This is a genomic window from Verrucosispora sp. ts21, from assembly GCF_002879555.1.
Classification (GTDB): Bacteria; Actinomycetota; Actinomycetes; order Mycobacteriales; family Micromonosporaceae; genus Micromonospora; species Micromonospora gifhornensis.
Genome location: NZ_PNOZ01000001.1, coordinates 62816 through 79329, shown reverse-complemented (window position 1 = coordinate 79329; position 16514 = coordinate 62816). Strand labels below are relative to the sequence as shown.

The window sequence follows — 16514 nt, the reverse complement described above, 5'->3', positions numbered from 1 at the left end:
GGACAACTATAAAGCCGGACTTAATCGTCGTGAAGAAATCGTCGCTGGTACTGAAATGTCGACGGGACCAGAATCGGCCCTATGACCAGTCTGGAGATGCCCGCCCCCTCCGGGGCCCACGTCGAGCGCGCGATGCCGCCCGCCCCGCCGACCGGAGCAGGTCGCTCCTGGCCGGTCATCGCTGCCGCCGGGACCACGGTGCTGCTCTGGGCGTCGGCCTTCGTCGGCATCAGATTCGCCGGACACGACTACTCCCCCGGCGCCATGGCACTGGGCCGGATGCTGGCGGCGTCCGTCGCGCTGAGCGGGTTCGTGGCGCTTACCGCCCGACGTCGGCGATCCACCGTACCGGCCCGCACCCGTCGGCCGCGGGGCGCGACCCTGGGGCTCGTCGCGGTCTGGGGCGTCGCCTGGTTCGGCGGGTACAACGTGGCGCTCAACGGCGCGGAGCGGCTGGTCGACGCCGGCACCGCGGCGCTGCTGGTGGCGGTCGCCCCCATCCTGGTCGCGGTGGCCGCGACCCTGGTGCTGGGTGAGCGACTGACCGGGCGGCTCGGTGTCGGGGTGGCGGTGGCCTTCGTCGGCGTGGCCCTGATCGCGGCCACCGGCTTCACCGGGCACGTCGATCAGCTCGGCGTGGCGTTGGCGGTGCTCGCCGCCGTGCTGTACGCCTTCGGCGTGCTCCTGCAGAAGCGTCTGCTGGCCCGGGTGGACGCGGTGACGATGACCTGGATCGGCGCGCTGGCCGGCACGATCGCCCTGCTGCCGTTCACGCCCGCGCTGCTCGACGAACTCGCCGCCGCGCCGACGTCGGCCACCCTGGGCATGCTCTACCTGGGCGTGTTCCCGACCGCGATCGGCTTCCTCACCTGGGGTTACGTGCTGTCCCGCTGGACTGCCGGGCGCACCACCGCGGCCACCTACCTGGTGCCGCCGGTGACCGTCGCACTGTCCTGGATGCTGCTGGGCGAGGTGCCGGTACCGCTCGCGCTGCTGGGCGGCGCGCTCTGCCTGGCCGGCGTGGTCCTCGCCACCCGCCGCTGACGGGCCGGGGCGGTGGGTCTCGCCCACCGCCCCCGGAGAGGTCAGTTGTTGTCCGGGTTCTGCATATCCGCGATCATCTTGGCCAGGTCGAGGGTCTCCGCGTCCGGCGGCGTCTCGACGGTCACCGGCTTGCCATAGTCGGTGTAGTCGATCGTCAGGTCGCTCATCTCACCCATCACCACGCCTGCCCGCCGCGGCCGGTACTGCTCGTCGACCCAGAGGTCGATCTTGATTTCCTTGACGCCCTGCTCGGTCAACTGCCCCTCGACGGCCGGACGCAGCTTGGCGTCGACCTGGTCGAGGTACTTCGCCAACGGCGTGGTGACGGTGTAGTGGACGGTACGGGTGCCGTCCAGCGTCTCCTCGCCGACGACCGTGACGCCCTCACTGGCGAGCAGCGTCTTGACCTGCTTGGTCGGGTCGACGTCGTCCAACTGCTTGCTGAACTCCAAGCCCTGCTGCCCGCCGCCCGCGGCTGGGTCCATCTTCATCCAGCTCTTGCCGTCCATGCTGTCCCGCTGATCCGCCGGGACCTCGACGAAGATCACCCCGTCGATGATCCGGACCGTGACGGTCTGGTTCTCCGAACTGGTGGTGGTCAGCTCGGCCTTGATCGGGTCGCGCAGGTCCACCGCGCCCGTCATCGAGATCTTCTCGCCGCCCACACTGCCCTGCACGGTCAGGGTGACCGAGTCGCTCTTCTCGGTGGCCTCGACCGTCTTCTGCAACGAGCCCTTGAGATCGGTGGCGAGCAGTTCCAGCGCGCTGGACCTGGCGGGCGCGTCGGCGCCCCCGTCGGACTTCGTGTCGCCGCAAGCGGTCAACACCGCGGCCGCGACGACGGAGACCGCCAACACCGCGGGCCTCTTCCACACTGACATGCAACAGCCTCTTTCCCGGATTCGTCTGGCTTGGACAGGCGATCGAAGGAACACGCTATGCCAGCCGGTCAAGCAGCGCAGCGCCGCACGGGCGGGCGGACGGTCAGTGCAGGGCGCGGCCGTGGGCGTCGGGGATGCCGGACTTGCGGTGGAAGTAGGCGTTGACCTGGTCACACCACTCCCGTGCGCAGCGCACCTGCTCGGCCAGCCGCTCGGTGACCCGGGCGTGCACCGCCGGGTCGACCAGCCGGGCGAGCCATTCCCAGCGCCGGCACATCGCCTCGACCTCGCGTACGCCCTCGAAGTGGGTGTCGTAGATGTGCTGGATGACCGTGCTGCCGCTGTGCAGCAGGTGGCCGTAGGGCACGTGGTGGAAGAAGAGCAGCAGCTCGTCGGGGCAGGTGTCGATCGACTCGTACAGCTCGGACCAGGGGGGCGGGTACTGGCCGGTGAAGCCGGTGCCGGTGGCGCGGGTACGGTCCACACCGACGCCGTCCCGGTCGGCGAAGTGGTACGTGCCCCACGGGGTGTACTCGTACCCGTCGACGTCGGGACCGTAGTGGTGGCCGGGTCGGACCATGAAGCCGACGCCGAGCGGCGCGGTGTACCGCTCGTAGGTTCGCCACGAGTCGTCCATGATCTCGTGCAGGGTGCGGCGCAGCAGCTCCGGGTCGACGCGGGCGTCCGGGGCGAAGGTCAGGTCGATCCACTCGTCGAGCACCTCCTGCGGGCGCAGCCGGGGGTTCCAGCAGAGCCGGCCGAAGGCGTACAGGTTGGCCTGGGCCAGCGGGTGCCCGGTCCAGAACCGGTCGTCACCCACATTGGAGACGGCGACCAGGCCACCGCCGCCGGCCGCCACGTCGGCGACGGTGCGCCCGTCGTCGCCCCAGGGAGCGAACCGCAGGATCTCGCTCCACCAGGGGGCCAGGTAGCAGACGTGGCGCTGCTGGCCGGTGTACTCCTGGGTGACCTGGAACTCCACGGCCAGCCGGGTGCCGGGCATCGCGGCGATCACCGGGGAGACCGGCTCGCGGGTCTGGAAGTCCATCGGCCCGTGCTTGACCTGCACGATCACGTTGTCCCGGAACCGGCCGTCCAGCGGCGCGAAGTGGTCGTAGGCGGCGCGGGCCCGGTCGGTGGAGCGGTCGCGCCAGTCCTGCCGGTGGTTGTAGACGAAGGCCCGCCAGTGCACCACCCCGCCGTACGGTGCCAGCGCCTCGGCCAGCAGGTTCGCCCCGTCGGCGTGGTCACGACCGTAGCTGAACGGGCCCGGTTGGCCTTCCGAGTCGGCCTTGACCAGGTAGCCGCCGAAGTCGGGGATGCGGGCGTACACCCGGGCGGTGGTCTCGGCCCACCAGTCACGCACCGCCTGGTCGAGCGGATCGGCGGTGGGCAGGCCGCCGAGCACCACCGGGGCGGCGAAGGTCACCGCCAGATGCACCCGGATGGCGTACGGGCGCAGCAGATCGGCCAGGTCGACGACGTCGTCGAGGCGTTCGGTCAGCAACCGTGCCTCGATGGCGTGCACGTTCACGTTGTTCACCGACACGGCGTTGATCCCGCACGCGGCCAGCAGCCGGGCGTACGCGGTGACCCGGGCGACGTCCCCACGGGGTCGACCGTCCTGCCAGAAGATCGATCCGCCGGCGTAGCCGCGCTCGACCTGCCCCATCACCGGGTGCACGTCGACGTTGTCCCAGTGATCCAGCATCCGTCGGGCCATGACCGGACGATGCACCCGGACGGGGTGTGTCGGTCCGAAAGCCGCCTCCCCGAGCCGGACCAGCTCGAAGAGCCCGTAGAGCAGCCCGGCGGGCGCGTCGGCCAGCACCACGGTCACCCCGGCGTGCCGAGCCAGGGCGAACCCCTCGACACCGAGCGATTCGCCGAGCTGCGCCGTCGCGGTGCCGAGCTGTGCGATCGCGGTGGCGACAGCGGTGGCGGTGGCGGTGGCGGTGGCGGTGAGCGTCTCGGGCGGGCCGGGTTCGGTGGCGGGTGAGCTGTCGGGGGGCAGTGCGTCGGTCAACGCGAGCACCAGGTCCGCCGGTGGCAGGTCGGCCTCGGTGGGGTTCCGCCGCGCCGTGCCGCCGTACCGGTCGGCGGCCCGCTCGACCTCGGCCTGAACGGTGTCGACGAGGGCCCCCTCCCCGCAGACCAGGATGCGGCGGACGCCGATGGCGCGCCACGCCTCGTCCGGCAGCCACGCGGGATGGACGTCGGTCGGATCGGGGGTGCTCATCCGCACCTGGTCGCGGTGCCGTCGCATTGCGCAGATCGTAACGATATTCCTGGATGCGTCAAGGTGCTTCCGGAAGATCCACCAGGCCGGTGACCGCCCTCGGCCGCCGTTTGCTGAGCCGCTGTGCGGGTACACGCCGCATCCGCAGCGAGAAGGGGGCCGGCCAGGTGGACGACAACGAGTTCATCGATTCCGTGGCGAGCCGTACCGGGGCGTCGGCCGAGCAGGCGACCGCCATCGCGCGGGCCACGCTGACCACCCTGGCCGAGCGGATCGACGGCGGGCAGGCCCGGGAACTCGCCGACCAACTTCCCGAAGGGCTGCGGGCGTACACGTTCGCCCCGCACGAGGACGCCGAGCGGTTCGGGCTGGACGTGTTCGTGCAGCGCGTCGGCGGGCGGGCCGACGTCGACCCGGAACTGGCCGAGGCGGGCATCCGGGCGGTTCTCGACACCATCCGGGCCGCCACCACCGCCGACGAGTACGACGACGTGATCACGCACCTGCCGGCCGAACTGTGGCAGGTGGCCAACCCGGTCCCGCCGTACGAGTGACCGGGGCCGGGTCAGGCGTCGGCGACGGCCGGTTCCAGATAGACCGGCAGGTGGTCGCCGGCCTGGGCGACGAACATGGCGACCTCGTACGCCATGTCGCCGACCTCGGCCTCGGCGTCGATGCCGACGGTGAGGATCGCCCCGTTGCCGGTGGTGGCGTGGAACAGGAAGGCCCGCGACATGTGGATCACCACCTGGTGCAGTTCGCCCTCGCCGCACACCCGGGCGGCGGCGGTGCCCAACGCCTGAAGCCCACAGACCATGCTGGACAACTGCTCGGCCAGTTCACCGTCGATGCCCCGGGATGCGCCAAGCATGATGCCGTCCGGCGAGAGCACCACCGCGAACTGGGCGCCCGGCACCCGGTCGACCAGGTCGTCCAGTGCACGACCCAGGTTGTCGGCGATCAGGGCAGAGGGCATAGGGCTGTCCTTCCTTTCGGCGGCGACTACCGACAGTACGCTCGTCGGTCCTTCTAACGTACGATGACCGACTCGCTGTGGATCAGCCGGGGCGGACGGATTCGTCCCGATGGTCCGTCTTCCCTGCCCACCGCCTCGGTGGGCGCTGCTGCGCTACGCCAGGCCCCGCAGACCGGTCAGGCCGGGCACGGCGAGCCGGCCGAGTTGCCTGCCGCTTGTCGAGTCGTGCCAGCTCAGCGCGGTGGGCCCGGCCACGTGGAGTCGGCTGCCGTCACGGCTGAGCAGCAGCCCGTTGATCCGCTCCCCCGTCGTCAACTCGACGCCGCCACCGAGGTCAGCGAGGTCGCAGACGACCACGGAGGCGTCGGCGGCGACGAACAGCCGGTCACCGTCGGTCACCGCGTACGCCGATCCGGCACCGCCGGTGATCGCGGCCGTCCGGCGTACGGTCAGCTCCTCGGTGCTGATGTCCGCGACGATGCCCGAGCCGACGTCGACCACCAGCAGCCGGGTGCCGTCCGGGGAGATCGTCATGGCGTGGCCCTCGGCCGGCCCGTGCCCGAACGGGTGCGGCAGATCCACGCAGTACGCCCACCGCTGTTCCAGGTGCAGGGTGTGCACGAAGGCGTGCACGTCGCTGCCCGGCCGCCCACTGATCCGGTCCCGGGTGTGCTGGTGGTCGGGCTGGTGGGTGTAGAGCGTGTAGAGCACCCGACGGTCCGCAGCGAGCACCGCCTGCCGCCCGTCGCCGCGCATCTCCTCCTCCGCGCCGGCCGGGATCGCCTCCTTGAGCCGGGTCGACAGCGGGCCGGACACCTCGCTGTCGAGGTCCACGACCCGGACCCGGTACCGGTCGGGCGCGTGCGGTGGCAACCATTCCAGCACGAACAGGCCGGTGTGGTCGGTGGTGAACGCCTCCGGCACGACGTTGCCCGGCAGCCGTAACCGCCGCCGTACGCCACCGGCGTCGGCGATCAGCACCGGCGTCTCCGTACGCCCCGCCGGGCGTTCCTTGGTGGCGCTCACCTCCTCGGTGGTCAACGCCACCTGCGTACCGTCGGTGGAGACGGTCTGCGGCACCCACCGGCCCGGCAGCCGGACCCGCTCGGAGGCCGCGCCGGTGCCGACATCGATGCGCCAGAGCGCGGTGTCGTCGCCGTCCGGGGCGGTGGCGTGGATGAACCGTGCGTCGGCGGTGGCGATCGCGTGCGGGAGCACCTGCGGCGCAGCGCCGCGCAACACGGCGAGCCCACCGTCGAGTTCCACAAGCAGCGGGTCCGGCAGCGTTTCCGCCGTCCGGCCACCGTCCGGTTCGCAGCCGGTCAGCGTGGCGGCCCCTACGGCACCAAGGGCGGCCAGCAGAGTACGGCGCGACATCATCGGTGTGGCAGTCATGACCGGATGACACCGCCGGAGCAGGTTCGGGTTCCGTCGACGAGAGGTGGAACCCGTCCGGGTCGGCCGGTGTCAGTAGGGGTGATGCCATCGGAGGTAGCACTGGACGACAGGGAGTTCGTCACCCGAGCACAGGCCGGCGACCTGGAGGCGTACGAACTCCTGGTCGCCCGGCACACCGCGTCCGCGTACCGGACCGCGGTGCTGCTCGGCGCGGGCACGGAGGCCGAAGACGTCATCCAGGAGGCGTTCGTGAAGGGCTACCGGAAGTTGTCCCACTATCGCGGTGACTCGTCGTTCCGGTCCTGGCTGCTGGCCATCGTCGCGAACGAGACCCGTAACCTGCACCGCTCCCGCGAGCGTCGCACCGGCCTGGTGCTGCGGGCCGCCCGGGTGGCACCGGGCTCGGAGGCCGGCGAGGACGGCGCGGTCGGTGCCGTCCTCGCCGAGGAACGACGCAACGCCCTGGTTCAGGCACTGCGGCAGCTACCCGAGCGGGATCGTGAGGTGATCGTCTGCCGGTACTTCCTCGACCTCAGCGAGGACGAGACGGTCGCCATGCTCGGCTGGGCCCGGGGCACCGTGAAGTCACGCACCTCCCGCGCCCTGGCGAAGCTGCGTGGCCTGCTCGACGTCGAGGAACTCAGCCGTGGCTGACCTGGACCGGGAGTTGCGGGAACTGTCCGCCTGGCTGGAGACCCCCGATCCGCCGGACGTGACCGCCCAGGTCCGCGCCCGCCTGACCGCCGAACGCACCGCGACCTCCCCGCCGCGTTTCCAGATCCGCACGCCGCGCCTGCGGGCCGTCGGGAGGCGGCGGCGTTGGCGGTACGCTGTGGTGGCGGCACTGGTCACGCTGCTGGTCGCGGTGCTGCCTCCCGGGCGGGCGGCGCTCGCCGACGCGGTGACCGGGCTGCTGCGCTTCGCCGGGATCACCATCAGCACCTCGCCGGAGCCGGTGCTGCCGACCGCGTCCCCGTCCCCGCTGCCTGCGCAGCACCCGGCCGGGTTGACGCAGGCCCAGCAGGCGGTGCGCTTCCCGATCCGGCTGCCCGCGGCCCTGGGACCACCCGAGCGGGTGCTTGTCGCCGACCCCGACGGCAGCGGTGGGCACCGGGTGGTGACAGTGCTCTGGCAGGGCGGTGCGGTGCGGCTGGACGCCTTCGACGGGAAGCTCAATCCGGTCTTCTTCAAGCAGGCCGGTGGAGCGGGAGCGGAGTGGACGTTCGTCGACGGGCGGCAGGCGGTATGGATCGACGCTCCGCACCCGGTGTCCTACGTGGACCGCTCCGGCGTGGTGCGCGAAGAGAGCGCCCGTCTGGCGGCGGAGACGTTGATCTGGGAGCGGGACGACGTCACCTACCGCCTCGAAGGCGCGTTCACCCTCACCGAGGCGGTCGAGGTCGCACAGTCCCTGACGTGACGAGCGACCTGGCGTTCACGCAGGTGGTCGTCCGGCTTATGCGGGAGGGACATCCTCGTCGATGCGTGCCGCGCCCGCGACGTGGTGGACCCCGGTCACGGCGTCTGCCGGCAACACCCCGTAGACGTGGGGAAACACCCCGCCGTCCGACGCCTTCTCCCAGCGCAGCGTGTCGCCGAACCGGTCGGCGTCGAGCGCGACGACCACCAGTTGTGGTTGCTCGCCGAAGAAGCGGTTCGCCGTGGCGGGCAGTTGTGTCCGCGACGAGCAGTGGATGAAACCGCTGTCCCGGTCGAACGGTGAACCGTCGAACAGGCCGGCGGCCTGGAACTGCGCCCACTCGTCGGGCAGCAGGATCTTGTAGATCAGCACGCGGCCATGCTGCCACAGCCGCACGGCCGACGGGGCCCGGACTGAGCTAGGCGCGTTCGATCTGTACGTCGACCGGGCCGACCCGCAGCACGCCGTCGGTGAGCGGGGTGCAGCGTACGCCGCCCCGGCCGCGCAGCCCGCGCCAGGCGCCGGGGCCGACGGTGACGTCCATCCAGGCGCACGGGTGGGCGGGGCGGTTCACCCGCAGTCGCACCGGTCCCTGCCCCGTGTCCAGCACCAGCACCGTGCCGACCAGTTCGTCCACGGCGATGCCGCTGGTCAGGATGTTGCGGCGGACCTGGGCCAGGCCGGTGCCCGGCGGCAGCGACTCGGCCGCGATCACGGTCACGCTCGCCTCGCGGTGCGCGGGCTTGCCGAAGTAGCGGTCCCCCACGATGCCCAGTTCCGCCCGCAGGTCGACCTGCCCGACCAACTCCCCCGGCGGGGCGGGTGCCGGGCCGTCGGAGGGTCGGCCCACGAACCGGTGCGCGGGCGAGGCCAGCAACTCGACGATGTCCGACATGGTGGAACTCTACGACGCCTCGACGCCGGAGCACCCCGCGTTGCGCCCCGTCGGGCAGGGGGCTGGCGTGGCCGCTCTGGCGCGGTTGGGCTAGACAGGTACCCGTACCGGAACCCCTCGGACGGTGGGAGCACATGTCACCATCCCTGCTGATCTGGTTGGTCGGTGGCGTGTTGCTGCTGGCCGCCGGGATCGTCACCACCCTGCTGCCCCGCCTGCGTACCCGCACCCGAGCGACCCGGGTCGCCTGGTCGAGGGCGCGGGCGGCGATCGACAGCGCCACGGTCAGTCGGGACGCGGCGGCCGTACGGCTGCCCGAGGCCGATCGGCTGCTGGCCCGCGCCGAGCTGCTGGCCGCCGAACGCGGCGGTACCGCGGCGGCGCAGGTCGCCACCGAGCACGCCCGGCAGGCCGACCGGTTGTGGCGGTCGCAGTCGTGAGGGCCCGGTTGTCGCGGCACCTTCACCTGCTGCGCTGGGTGCTGCTCGTCGTAGCGGTGCTCGTCCTGGTGGTGTTCGTGCTGGCCCAGCGGCAGAGCATCGAGGTCAGCTACGGCCAGTCGCCGTCGTCGTCGGTGCGCATCGAGGAGGGCTCGGCCGGCGAGTTGAGCGACGCCACCGTGCCGTCGACGCAGGAAATGACCACCCTGGTGGCCACCGATTCGGTGGTGCGGCTGCCCGGTGCCGTCGCCCGCTGGGACGAGCAGCGGGTACGCGAGGCGATCGGCGACGCCGACATCCGGATCCTGGTCGCGCCGCCCGGCCTCGACGAGGCCGAACACGACCGCGTACGGAAGGTCGACAACGCCACCGTACGGGTGATCGGCACGCAGGTCAGCGGCGGCGGCCTGGTGTCCACCCCGGACACGGTGGCCGGTTGGCGGGCGCAGTTCGCCACCCACGACGTGACAGACCAGTTGACCGCGCTCATCGCCAGACTGCGCAAGGCGCCGGCCCCGGCGGAGCGCGACGACCTGCGGTGGCGCGAACCGTCGGAACGGGAGTTGGCAACCGTCCTGGCCGACCTGCGCACCGGCGGGTCCCACGTCGGCCGGGGCGCCACCCTCGACGGGGTGCCCGAACAGGTGGCGCGGACCGCCTTCCCCGACGGGGCGTGGTACGTGGCCCTGCCCGCGCAGCCGTACGGCGAGCCGCTGCCGGCGTACGGTCCGGCGTTGACCCGACTCGCCCCGGACCAGCCGATCGTGGTGCTGTACGGCGGTTGGATCGAGTACCACGGTCCGGCGGCGGCCGAGTTCGCCGACCTGGCCGCGGTGAGCTTCTACGCCCAGCTCGGCAGCCGACTCAGCCGGTACGACTACCCCCAGCGCAACGTGCTCGGCGCGTACCTGGGCAAGGTCACCGACATCCGGTACGCGGGCCTGTTCGACCGGCCGCTGCCGTACCGGCCGCTGGACCCGCTGCGGGTGGCGTTGCCGGCGCTGCCCTGGATCTTCACCGGCTGTGTGGCCGGGTTCCTGGTGTTGTCGGCCCGCTCGCTGCGCCGCTCGGGTGCGCTCGGCGTTTCGGGCCGGGCCCGTCACGGTGCCGGGGCGGCCCGGCTGGCCGGGCTCACCGCGCTCGCCGTCGAGGTGTCGCTGCTGACCGACGCCCGCAGCAATCCCGCCCTGACCCGGGGCATCGGCAAGCTGCAGGCCGCCCGCGCGGCACTGGACGACGGGCTGCCCGCCCGGCACGTGTGGGAGTTGCTCGACGAGGCGACGGCCGAGCTGGACGAGACCGCCCGGATGGTGGGTATCGCCAGTTACCGGCCGGCCAGCTACCTCCAGGGAAGGTTGTCGTGACCGCCACGCTCCGCCGCCTGCTCGGTGGCCTGTTCGGCAGTACGTTCGGCGGTGCCGTGCTGGCCACCCTGGTGCTGGCCGGGTGGGCGTTGTGGTCCGGTGGGGTTCTCGACGGTCCGATCGCCCGTGAGGTCCGCGCGTCGTCGGTGTACGTCGCGCCGGGCGTCGACCTGGACCGGCCCGCCGCCGAGCGGATCATCGGCAACCGTCGGCTTGTCGTCCTGTTGATGGCGCCCGATGACGATCTGCGGGCCGCCTGCAAGCAGACCGAGCGGGCCGCGTCGGGCACCCTCGTGCTTGTCGTCAGCCGGGACGGGCAGGAGTGGGACACCTACGGTTGTTCCCGCTTTCCCCAGCGGGACAACCGGGACTTCGGTCGGGCGGTGGTGATGGAGACGACGATCAGCCGGGGTATCGACGCCTTCGTCGATCAGCCGCTGGAGGCGTTGAAGGTGGTGACACTCAACTACGACCTGCTGGTGCGGGCCGGCACCGTACCCGACGGAGCGCGCACGATCAGTCCGTCGCTGCCCCGATACCTGTTGGCGGGCGCGGCGGCCGGTGGTGTCGTCGCCGGCGCGGCAGGGCTCTGGCTGATCGGGCGGCGGGCGGGCCGGCTCGCCCATGCCCGGCAGGCCCGCCGCGCCGGGTACGTCGACGGGCGTGCGGCCCTCACCGCGGCAACGGCCGCGCTGGCCCAGCAGATCGTCGACCTGGACCAGCGGTTCGGCGGCCGTCTGGGGACAAAGGCACAGCCGGCGTACCTGCGGCTGGCCAGTGACTACACCCGACTGCTCGACGAGGTCACGGCGGTGCGGGCGGACGACGAGAGCGTCGTACGCCGGCTGCACGAGCAGGTCGACACCCTCAGCCGGCAGGCGTCCCGGCTCGCCGACGAGCCGGGCGTCCCGAGCAAGGCGCTGTGACACCTGCCTGCGGCGAGGCGACATCAATCCGTAACATCCGTCGTCTTATATGTAGGCGCATGTCTATATAGCCTCCTCTCAGCGTCAGCGACTTTCCACATCGGAGGGTCCGCCCTGAGGAGGCTTCGTGTCACAAGCACGTCCAGTGCGCCTGCGCCGCGTCGCGGCCGCCGCCGGCATCACCGCGAGCACCGTCGTCGCCGCCCTGCTCACCCTGCCGCAGCCAGCGATGGCCGCAGGTGGCCCCTACCGGGCCACCGCCGTGCCGATCTTCACCCCGCAGGCGGCCGGCGACGTCGCGGTCATCCCCGGGGCGTACGTCGTCACCATGAAGCCGGGCACCGACGCGACCGCACCGGGCCGGGCGCTGCGCACCACTCCCACCGCCTACTTCAGCCGGGCGGTCAACGGCTTCGCGGCCAGACTCACCGCCGCGCAGGTCGCCGAACTGTCGCACAACGCCAACGTGCTGAGCATCGAACGCGACGTCATCCAGTACGACGTGATCGACGCGACCCAGAGCAACCCGCCCTCCTGGGGCTTGGACCGCATCGACCAGACCAACCTGCCGCTGTCGCGCAGCTACACCTACACCTCGACGGGCAGCGGCGTGCACGCCTACGTCATCGACAGCGGCATCCAGGCCAACCACCCGGACTTCGGCGGCCGGGCCACGTTCGCGTACAACGCGATCGACACCAACAACACCGACTGCAACGGCCACGGCACGCACGTGGCCGGCACCATCGGCGGCACCAGCCACGGGGTGGCCAAGAACGTCCGACTGTACGGCGTGAAGTGGCTGAACTGTGGCGGTGGCGGCACCCTGTCCGCCGCCGTCGGCGCGGTCGACTGGGTGACCCGCAACGCCAACAAGCCGGCCGTGGCCAACGCCTCCTGGAACTACACCTACAGCGCCACCCTGGCCACCGCGCTGACAAACATGATGAACAGCGGCGTCTTCCTCGCCGCCTCGGCCGGCAACACCGGCGGCAACTCGTGCGACCGGCTGCCGCGCAACCTCACCGCCACGCTCGTGGTTGCCGCCACCACCAACACCGACGCCCGCGCCAGCTACTCCTCCACCGGCTCGTGCGTCGACATCTACGCCCCCGGCTCGGCGATCGTCTCGACGTACCCCACCTCCACCACCTCCAGCCTGAACGGCACCTCGATGGCCACCCCGCACGCCGCCGGCGTCGCCGCCCTCTACAAGGCCACCTACGGCGACGCCAGCCAGGCCACCGTGCACAACTGGATCGTCAACAACGCCACCACCGGCGTGGTCGGCGGCAGCCTCTCCGGCACCCCCAACCGCCTGCTCAACAAGCGCAACCTCTAGCCACCGACGCCCATCCCGCACCCCAACGCCGCAGATAGATCTTGGTACGAAAGCGCCCCTATGAGGACGGTTTCGTACCAAGATCCGCGGTGGTGGATGGATAGAGTCGGAGGAATGAGGGGTGGAGGGACGGCGGAGGTGTTTCGGACGGCGCGGGGGTTCGACAGTTCGCCGCTGTACCGGCATCTGCTCGCCGTGGTGGCGGACGAGCCAGCGTTGGTCGAGTTGGCGTCGCGCACCCGGCCGGGTCAGCAGCCGACGTTCGCGCTCTTCGGTGCCGTGCACCAGTTGCTGCTGGGCGGCGTGGTCGATCCGCTCGCCGCGTACTATCCGTCGGTCGTCGGTGGACGGGCCCGGCCGGTCGACGCGGACACCGGGCGGGCCTTCACCCGGTTCTGTCGCACGCATGCCGACCGGATCGCCGCGATCCTGGCCACCCGGCTGGTGCAGACCAACCACGTGCAGCGATCCCTGGTGACCCGGCTCGGGTTGGCGCTGCTGCGCCGTGCCACGGCGGCGCCGGTCTGCGTCGTCGAGGTGGGGTGCAGTGCGGGTCTGAACCTGCGCGCCGACCGGTACGCCTTCAGCGTGGGCGACAGCACTGTCGGCGTGGGCGACAGCACTGTGGGCGTGGGCGACAGCGCCGTCGGCGTGGGCGTGGGCGTGGGCGACAGCACTGTGGGCGACTCTGTGTCCGGTGGCCGATGGTCAGCTCGCGGCGGAAGTCGGGTGCACATCCGGGCCGACGTGCCGGACGGCCGGCTGCTGCCCGATCTTGACCGGCTGCCGGTCGTCGCCGATGTCGTGGGGGTCGACCTCGATCCGCCCGATCTCACCGACCCCGAGGACCGGGCCTGGCTCCGCGCGCTGGTGTGGCCGGAGAACGCGCATCAGGCGGCGCTGTTGGCCGAGGCGATGCGGATGGTGGCCGACGATCCGCCGCGGGTGGTGCGTGGTGACGTCGCGGACATCGGTGCCGAGGTCGCGGCGTCCCTTCCCGCCGGGCTGCCGCGTCTGGTGGTGCACACCGCGACCCGGATCCATGTGCCCGTCGACCGACGTCCGGCCTTCGACGCGGGGGTGGCCGCCTTCGCCGCGGACGGGCCGATGCTGCACCTCGCGCTGGAGGAGGACCACCGTGTCGCGCCCTCCGGTCGGGCCGGCATCGGGCTGACCGCCACGGACGCCGCCGGGAGCCGGAGGATCGCCGTCGCCGACGGTCACCTGGCCTGGTTGGAGCCGCTACCCGAGCTGGGCACGCCGATCACGCTCGGCGCGCAGAAGTAGATCTTGGTACGGCAGTGCCCCTGGAGGGCAAGGTCCGGAAAGGGTGACGCCCAGGGCGGCCCGTGAGACGGGCCGACCTGGGCGTCGAGGGTGGATCAGGCGAGGTCGAAGCGGTCCAGCTCCATCACCTTGACCCAGGCGGCGACGAAGTCGTGCACGAACTTCTCGCGCGCGTCGTCGCTGGCGTACACCTCGGCCAGCGCACGCAGCTCGGAGTTCGAGCCGAAGACCAGGTCGGCGCGGGTGCCGGTCCAGCGGACCTCACCGGTGGCGAGGTCCCGGCCCTCGAAGGTGTTCGCGTCCTCGGAGGTCGACTTCCACGCCGTACCCAGGTCGAGCAGGTTGACGAAGAAGTCGTTGGTCAGGACGCCGGGGGTGGCGGTGAGGACACCCAGCTGCGACTGCTTGTAGTTGGCGCCGAGCACCCGCAGGCCACCGACCAGCACGGTCATCTCCGGCGCGCTGAGGTTCAGCAGGTTGGCCTTGTCGATCAGCAGGAACTCGGCCGGCAGGCGGTTGCCCTTGCCGAGGTAGTTGCGGAACCCGTCGGCGGTGGGCTCCATCGCGGCGAAGGACTCCACGTCGGTCTGCTCCTGCGAGGCGTCCGTACGCCCGGCGGTGAACGGCACCTCAACGTCGACCCCGGCGTTGCGGGCGGCCTGCTCGACGGCGGCCGAGCCGGCCAGCACGATCAGGTCGGCAAGCGAGATCTGCTTACCACCGGTCTGGGCGGCGTTGAACGACGCCTGGATGCCCTCCAGGGTGCGCAGCACCTGGGCCAGCTCGTCGGGGTTGTTGACCTCCCAGCCGTTCTGCGGCTCCAGGCGGATCCGGGCACCGTTGGCGCCACCCCGCTTGTCGCTGCCCCGGAACGTCGACGCCGACGCCCAGGCGGTGGAGACCAGCTGGGCCACGGAGAGCCCGGAGTCGAGGATCTGCTGCTTGAGGGCGGCGATGTCCTCGGCGTCGACCAGTTCGTGGGTCACCGGCGGCAGCGGGTCCTGCCAGATCAGCGTCTCGCTGGGGACCTCCGGGCCCAGGTAGCGCTGGATCGGGCCCATGTCGCGGTGGGTCAGCTTGAACCAGGCCCGGGCGAACGCGTCCGCGAACTCCTGCGGGTTGGCCAGGAAGCGCCGCGAGATCTGCTCGTATACCGGGTCCACCCGCAGCGAGAGGTCGGTGGTGAGCATGGTCGGGGCGTGGCTGCGCGTCGGGTCGTGGGCGTCCGGGACGGTGCCGGCGCCGGCGCCGTCCTTCGGCTTCCACTGGATGGCGCCGGCGGGGCTGCGGGTCTGCTCCCACTCGTAGCCGAAGAGGATCTCGAAGAAGCTGTTGTCCCAGGCGATCGGGGTGTTCGTCCAGGCGCCTTCGAGGCCGCTGGTGATGGTGTCGCCGGCGTTGCCGGTGCCGAAGGTGTTGCGCCAGCCCAGGCCCTGCTCCTCCAGCGACGCGCCCTCGGGCTCGGGGCCGACGTACTTGTTCGGGTCGGCCGCGCCGTGGGTCTTGCCGAAGGTGTGCCCACCGGCGATCAGCGCGACGGTCTCCTCGTCGTTCATCGCCATCCGGCGGAACGTCTCCCGGATGTCGCGGGCGGCGGCGAGCGGGTCACCGCTACCGTGCGGGCCTTCCGGGTTGACGTAGATGAGGCCCATCTGGACCGCGGCGAGCGGGTTCTCCAGCTCCCGGTCACCGGTGTAGCGCTCGTCGCCGAGCCAGGTGGACTCGGGGCCCCAGTAGACGTCCTCGTCGGGCTCCCAGACGTCGGCGCGGCCACCGGCGAAGCCGAAGGTCTCGAAGCCCATCGTCTCCAGCGCCACGTTGCCGGCGAGGATCATCAGGTCGGCCCAGGAGAGGTTCTTGCCGTACTTCTTCTTGACCGGCCAGAGCAGGCGGCGGGCCTTGTCCAGGTTGGCGTTGTCCGGCCAGCTGTTCAGCGGGGCGAAACGCTGCTGACCGGCGCCGGCGCCACCACGGCCGTCACTGATGCGGTAGGTGCCCGCGCTGTGCCACGCCATCCGGATGATGAACGGGCCGTAGTGGCCGTAGTCGGCCGGCCACCAGTCCTGCGAGGTGGTCAGCACCTCGGCGATGTCCCGCTTGACGGCGGGCAGGTCCAGGCTCTTGAACGCCTCGGCGTAGTCGAAGTCCGCACCGAGGGGGTTGGCCACCGCGGGGTTCTTCGCGAGGATCTTGAGGTTGAGCCGGTTCGGCCACCATTCGCGGTTTCCCCCGCCCTGGGTGGGGTGCGGGGCGCGCGCGGACGTGACCGGGCAGCGACCCTCGCTCTCCTCCGATTGCATGT

16 protein-coding genes are annotated in these 16514 nt (G+C 71.5%); 9 read left to right on the top strand and 7 right to left on the bottom strand.

Annotated features, from left to right (window positions below; translation table 11 throughout):
• Positions 1-81 precede the first annotated feature (81 nt).
• Positions 82-1044, top strand: a complete 963-nt coding sequence (locus C1A38_RS00365) for a DMT family transporter (RefSeq protein WP_102655811.1) — start codon at positions 82-84, stop codon at positions 1042-1044.
• Between the two features lie 41 nt (positions 1045-1085).
• On the opposite strand, the gene C1A38_RS00360 is transcribed toward C1A38_RS00365, so the two are convergent.
• Both C1A38_RS00360 and C1A38_RS00355 read right to left on the bottom strand, forming a co-directional pair.
• Entirely contained in the window at positions 1086-1925 is an 840-nt protein-coding gene (locus C1A38_RS00360) for an SCO4651 family lipoprotein (RefSeq protein ID WP_102655810.1), read from the bottom strand.
• Positions 1926-2028: 103 nt separating this feature from the next.
• Complete coding sequence (locus C1A38_RS00355; protein WP_102655809.1) at positions 2029-4191, bottom strand: alpha-glucuronidase; 2163 nt, start codon at positions 4189-4191, stop codon at positions 2029-2031.
• 140 nt (positions 4192-4331) lie between these two features.
• On the opposite strand from C1A38_RS00355, the gene C1A38_RS00350 reads away from it, so the two are divergent.
• Complete coding sequence (locus C1A38_RS00350; RefSeq protein ID WP_102655886.1) at positions 4332-4718, top strand: DUF2267 domain-containing protein; 387 nt, start codon at positions 4332-4334, stop codon at positions 4716-4718.
• 11 nt (positions 4719-4729) lie between these two features.
• Here the strand turns inward: C1A38_RS00350 and C1A38_RS00345 are convergent, their stop codons facing one another.
• Both C1A38_RS00345 and C1A38_RS00340 read right to left on the bottom strand, forming a co-directional pair.
• Positions 4730-5140, bottom strand: a complete 411-nt coding sequence (locus tag C1A38_RS00345) for a roadblock/LC7 domain-containing protein (RefSeq protein WP_102655808.1) — start codon at positions 5138-5140, stop codon at positions 4730-4732.
• Positions 5141-5293: 153 nt separating this feature from the next.
• Positions 5294-6535: a YncE family protein gene (locus C1A38_RS00340; RefSeq protein ID WP_102655807.1), complete on the bottom strand. Its 1242-nt coding sequence runs from the start codon at positions 6533-6535 to the stop codon at positions 5294-5296.
• An 84-nt stretch (positions 6536-6619) separates the two neighbouring features.
• On the opposite strand from C1A38_RS00340, the gene C1A38_RS00335 reads away from it, so the two are divergent.
• Both C1A38_RS00335 and C1A38_RS00330 read left to right on the top strand, forming a co-directional pair.
• Positions 6620-7192 carry an RNA polymerase sigma factor gene (locus C1A38_RS00335; protein WP_102655806.1) on the top strand — a complete coding sequence of 191 codons (573 nt, stop codon included), beginning with the start codon at positions 6620-6622 and terminating at the stop codon, positions 7190-7192.
• Positions 7185-7958, top strand: coding sequence for a hypothetical protein (locus C1A38_RS00330; protein WP_102655805.1), 774 nt, complete (start codon positions 7185-7187; stop codon positions 7956-7958). Before C1A38_RS00335 ends, C1A38_RS00330 begins: the two co-directional genes overlap by 8 nt.
• Before the next feature lie 36 nt (positions 7959-7994).
• On the opposite strand, the gene C1A38_RS00325 is transcribed toward C1A38_RS00330, so the two are convergent.
• Positions 7995-8330, bottom strand: coding sequence for a DUF952 domain-containing protein (locus C1A38_RS00325; RefSeq protein WP_102655885.1), 336 nt, complete (start codon positions 8328-8330; stop codon positions 7995-7997).
• Positions 8331-8376: 46 nt separating this feature from the next.
• Complete coding sequence (locus C1A38_RS00320) at positions 8377-8853, bottom strand: molybdenum cofactor biosysynthesis protein (RefSeq protein WP_102655804.1); 477 nt, start codon at positions 8851-8853, stop codon at positions 8377-8379.
• A 134-nt stretch (positions 8854-8987) separates the two neighbouring features.
• On the opposite strand from C1A38_RS00320, the gene C1A38_RS00315 reads away from it, so the two are divergent.
• From C1A38_RS00315 to C1A38_RS00295, 5 genes are all read left to right on the top strand, one after another.
• Positions 8988-9293 carry a DUF6403 family protein gene (locus C1A38_RS00315; protein WP_102655803.1) on the top strand — a complete coding sequence of 102 codons (306 nt, stop codon included), beginning with the start codon at positions 8988-8990 and terminating at the stop codon, positions 9291-9293.
• Positions 9290-10657, top strand: a complete 1368-nt coding sequence (locus tag C1A38_RS00310) for a hypothetical protein (protein ID WP_102655884.1) — start codon at positions 9290-9292, stop codon at positions 10655-10657. The genes C1A38_RS00315 and C1A38_RS00310 overlap by 4 nt, the downstream gene beginning before the upstream one ends.
• Positions 10654-11583 carry a hypothetical protein gene (locus C1A38_RS00305; RefSeq protein WP_199180023.1) on the top strand — a complete coding sequence of 310 codons (930 nt, stop codon included), beginning with the start codon at positions 10654-10656 and terminating at the stop codon, positions 11581-11583. The genes C1A38_RS00310 and C1A38_RS00305 overlap by 4 nt, the downstream gene beginning before the upstream one ends.
• Positions 11584-11710: 127 nt before the next feature.
• Entirely contained in the window at positions 11711-12925 is a 1215-nt protein-coding gene (locus C1A38_RS00300; RefSeq protein ID WP_102655802.1) for a S8 family peptidase, read from the top strand.
• Between the two features lie 138 nt (positions 12926-13063).
• Positions 13064-14212 carry a DUF2332 domain-containing protein gene (locus tag C1A38_RS00295; protein ID WP_158244821.1) on the top strand — a complete coding sequence of 383 codons (1149 nt, stop codon included), beginning with the start codon at positions 13064-13066 and terminating at the stop codon, positions 14210-14212.
• 95 nt (positions 14213-14307) lie between these two features.
• Here C1A38_RS00295 and katG read toward each other — a convergent pair whose 3' ends face one another.
• Positions 14308-16512, bottom strand: coding sequence for a catalase/peroxidase HPI (katG, locus tag C1A38_RS00290; protein ID WP_199180022.1), 2205 nt, complete (start codon positions 16510-16512; stop codon positions 14308-14310).
• Positions 16513-16514: the final 2 nt, after the last annotated feature.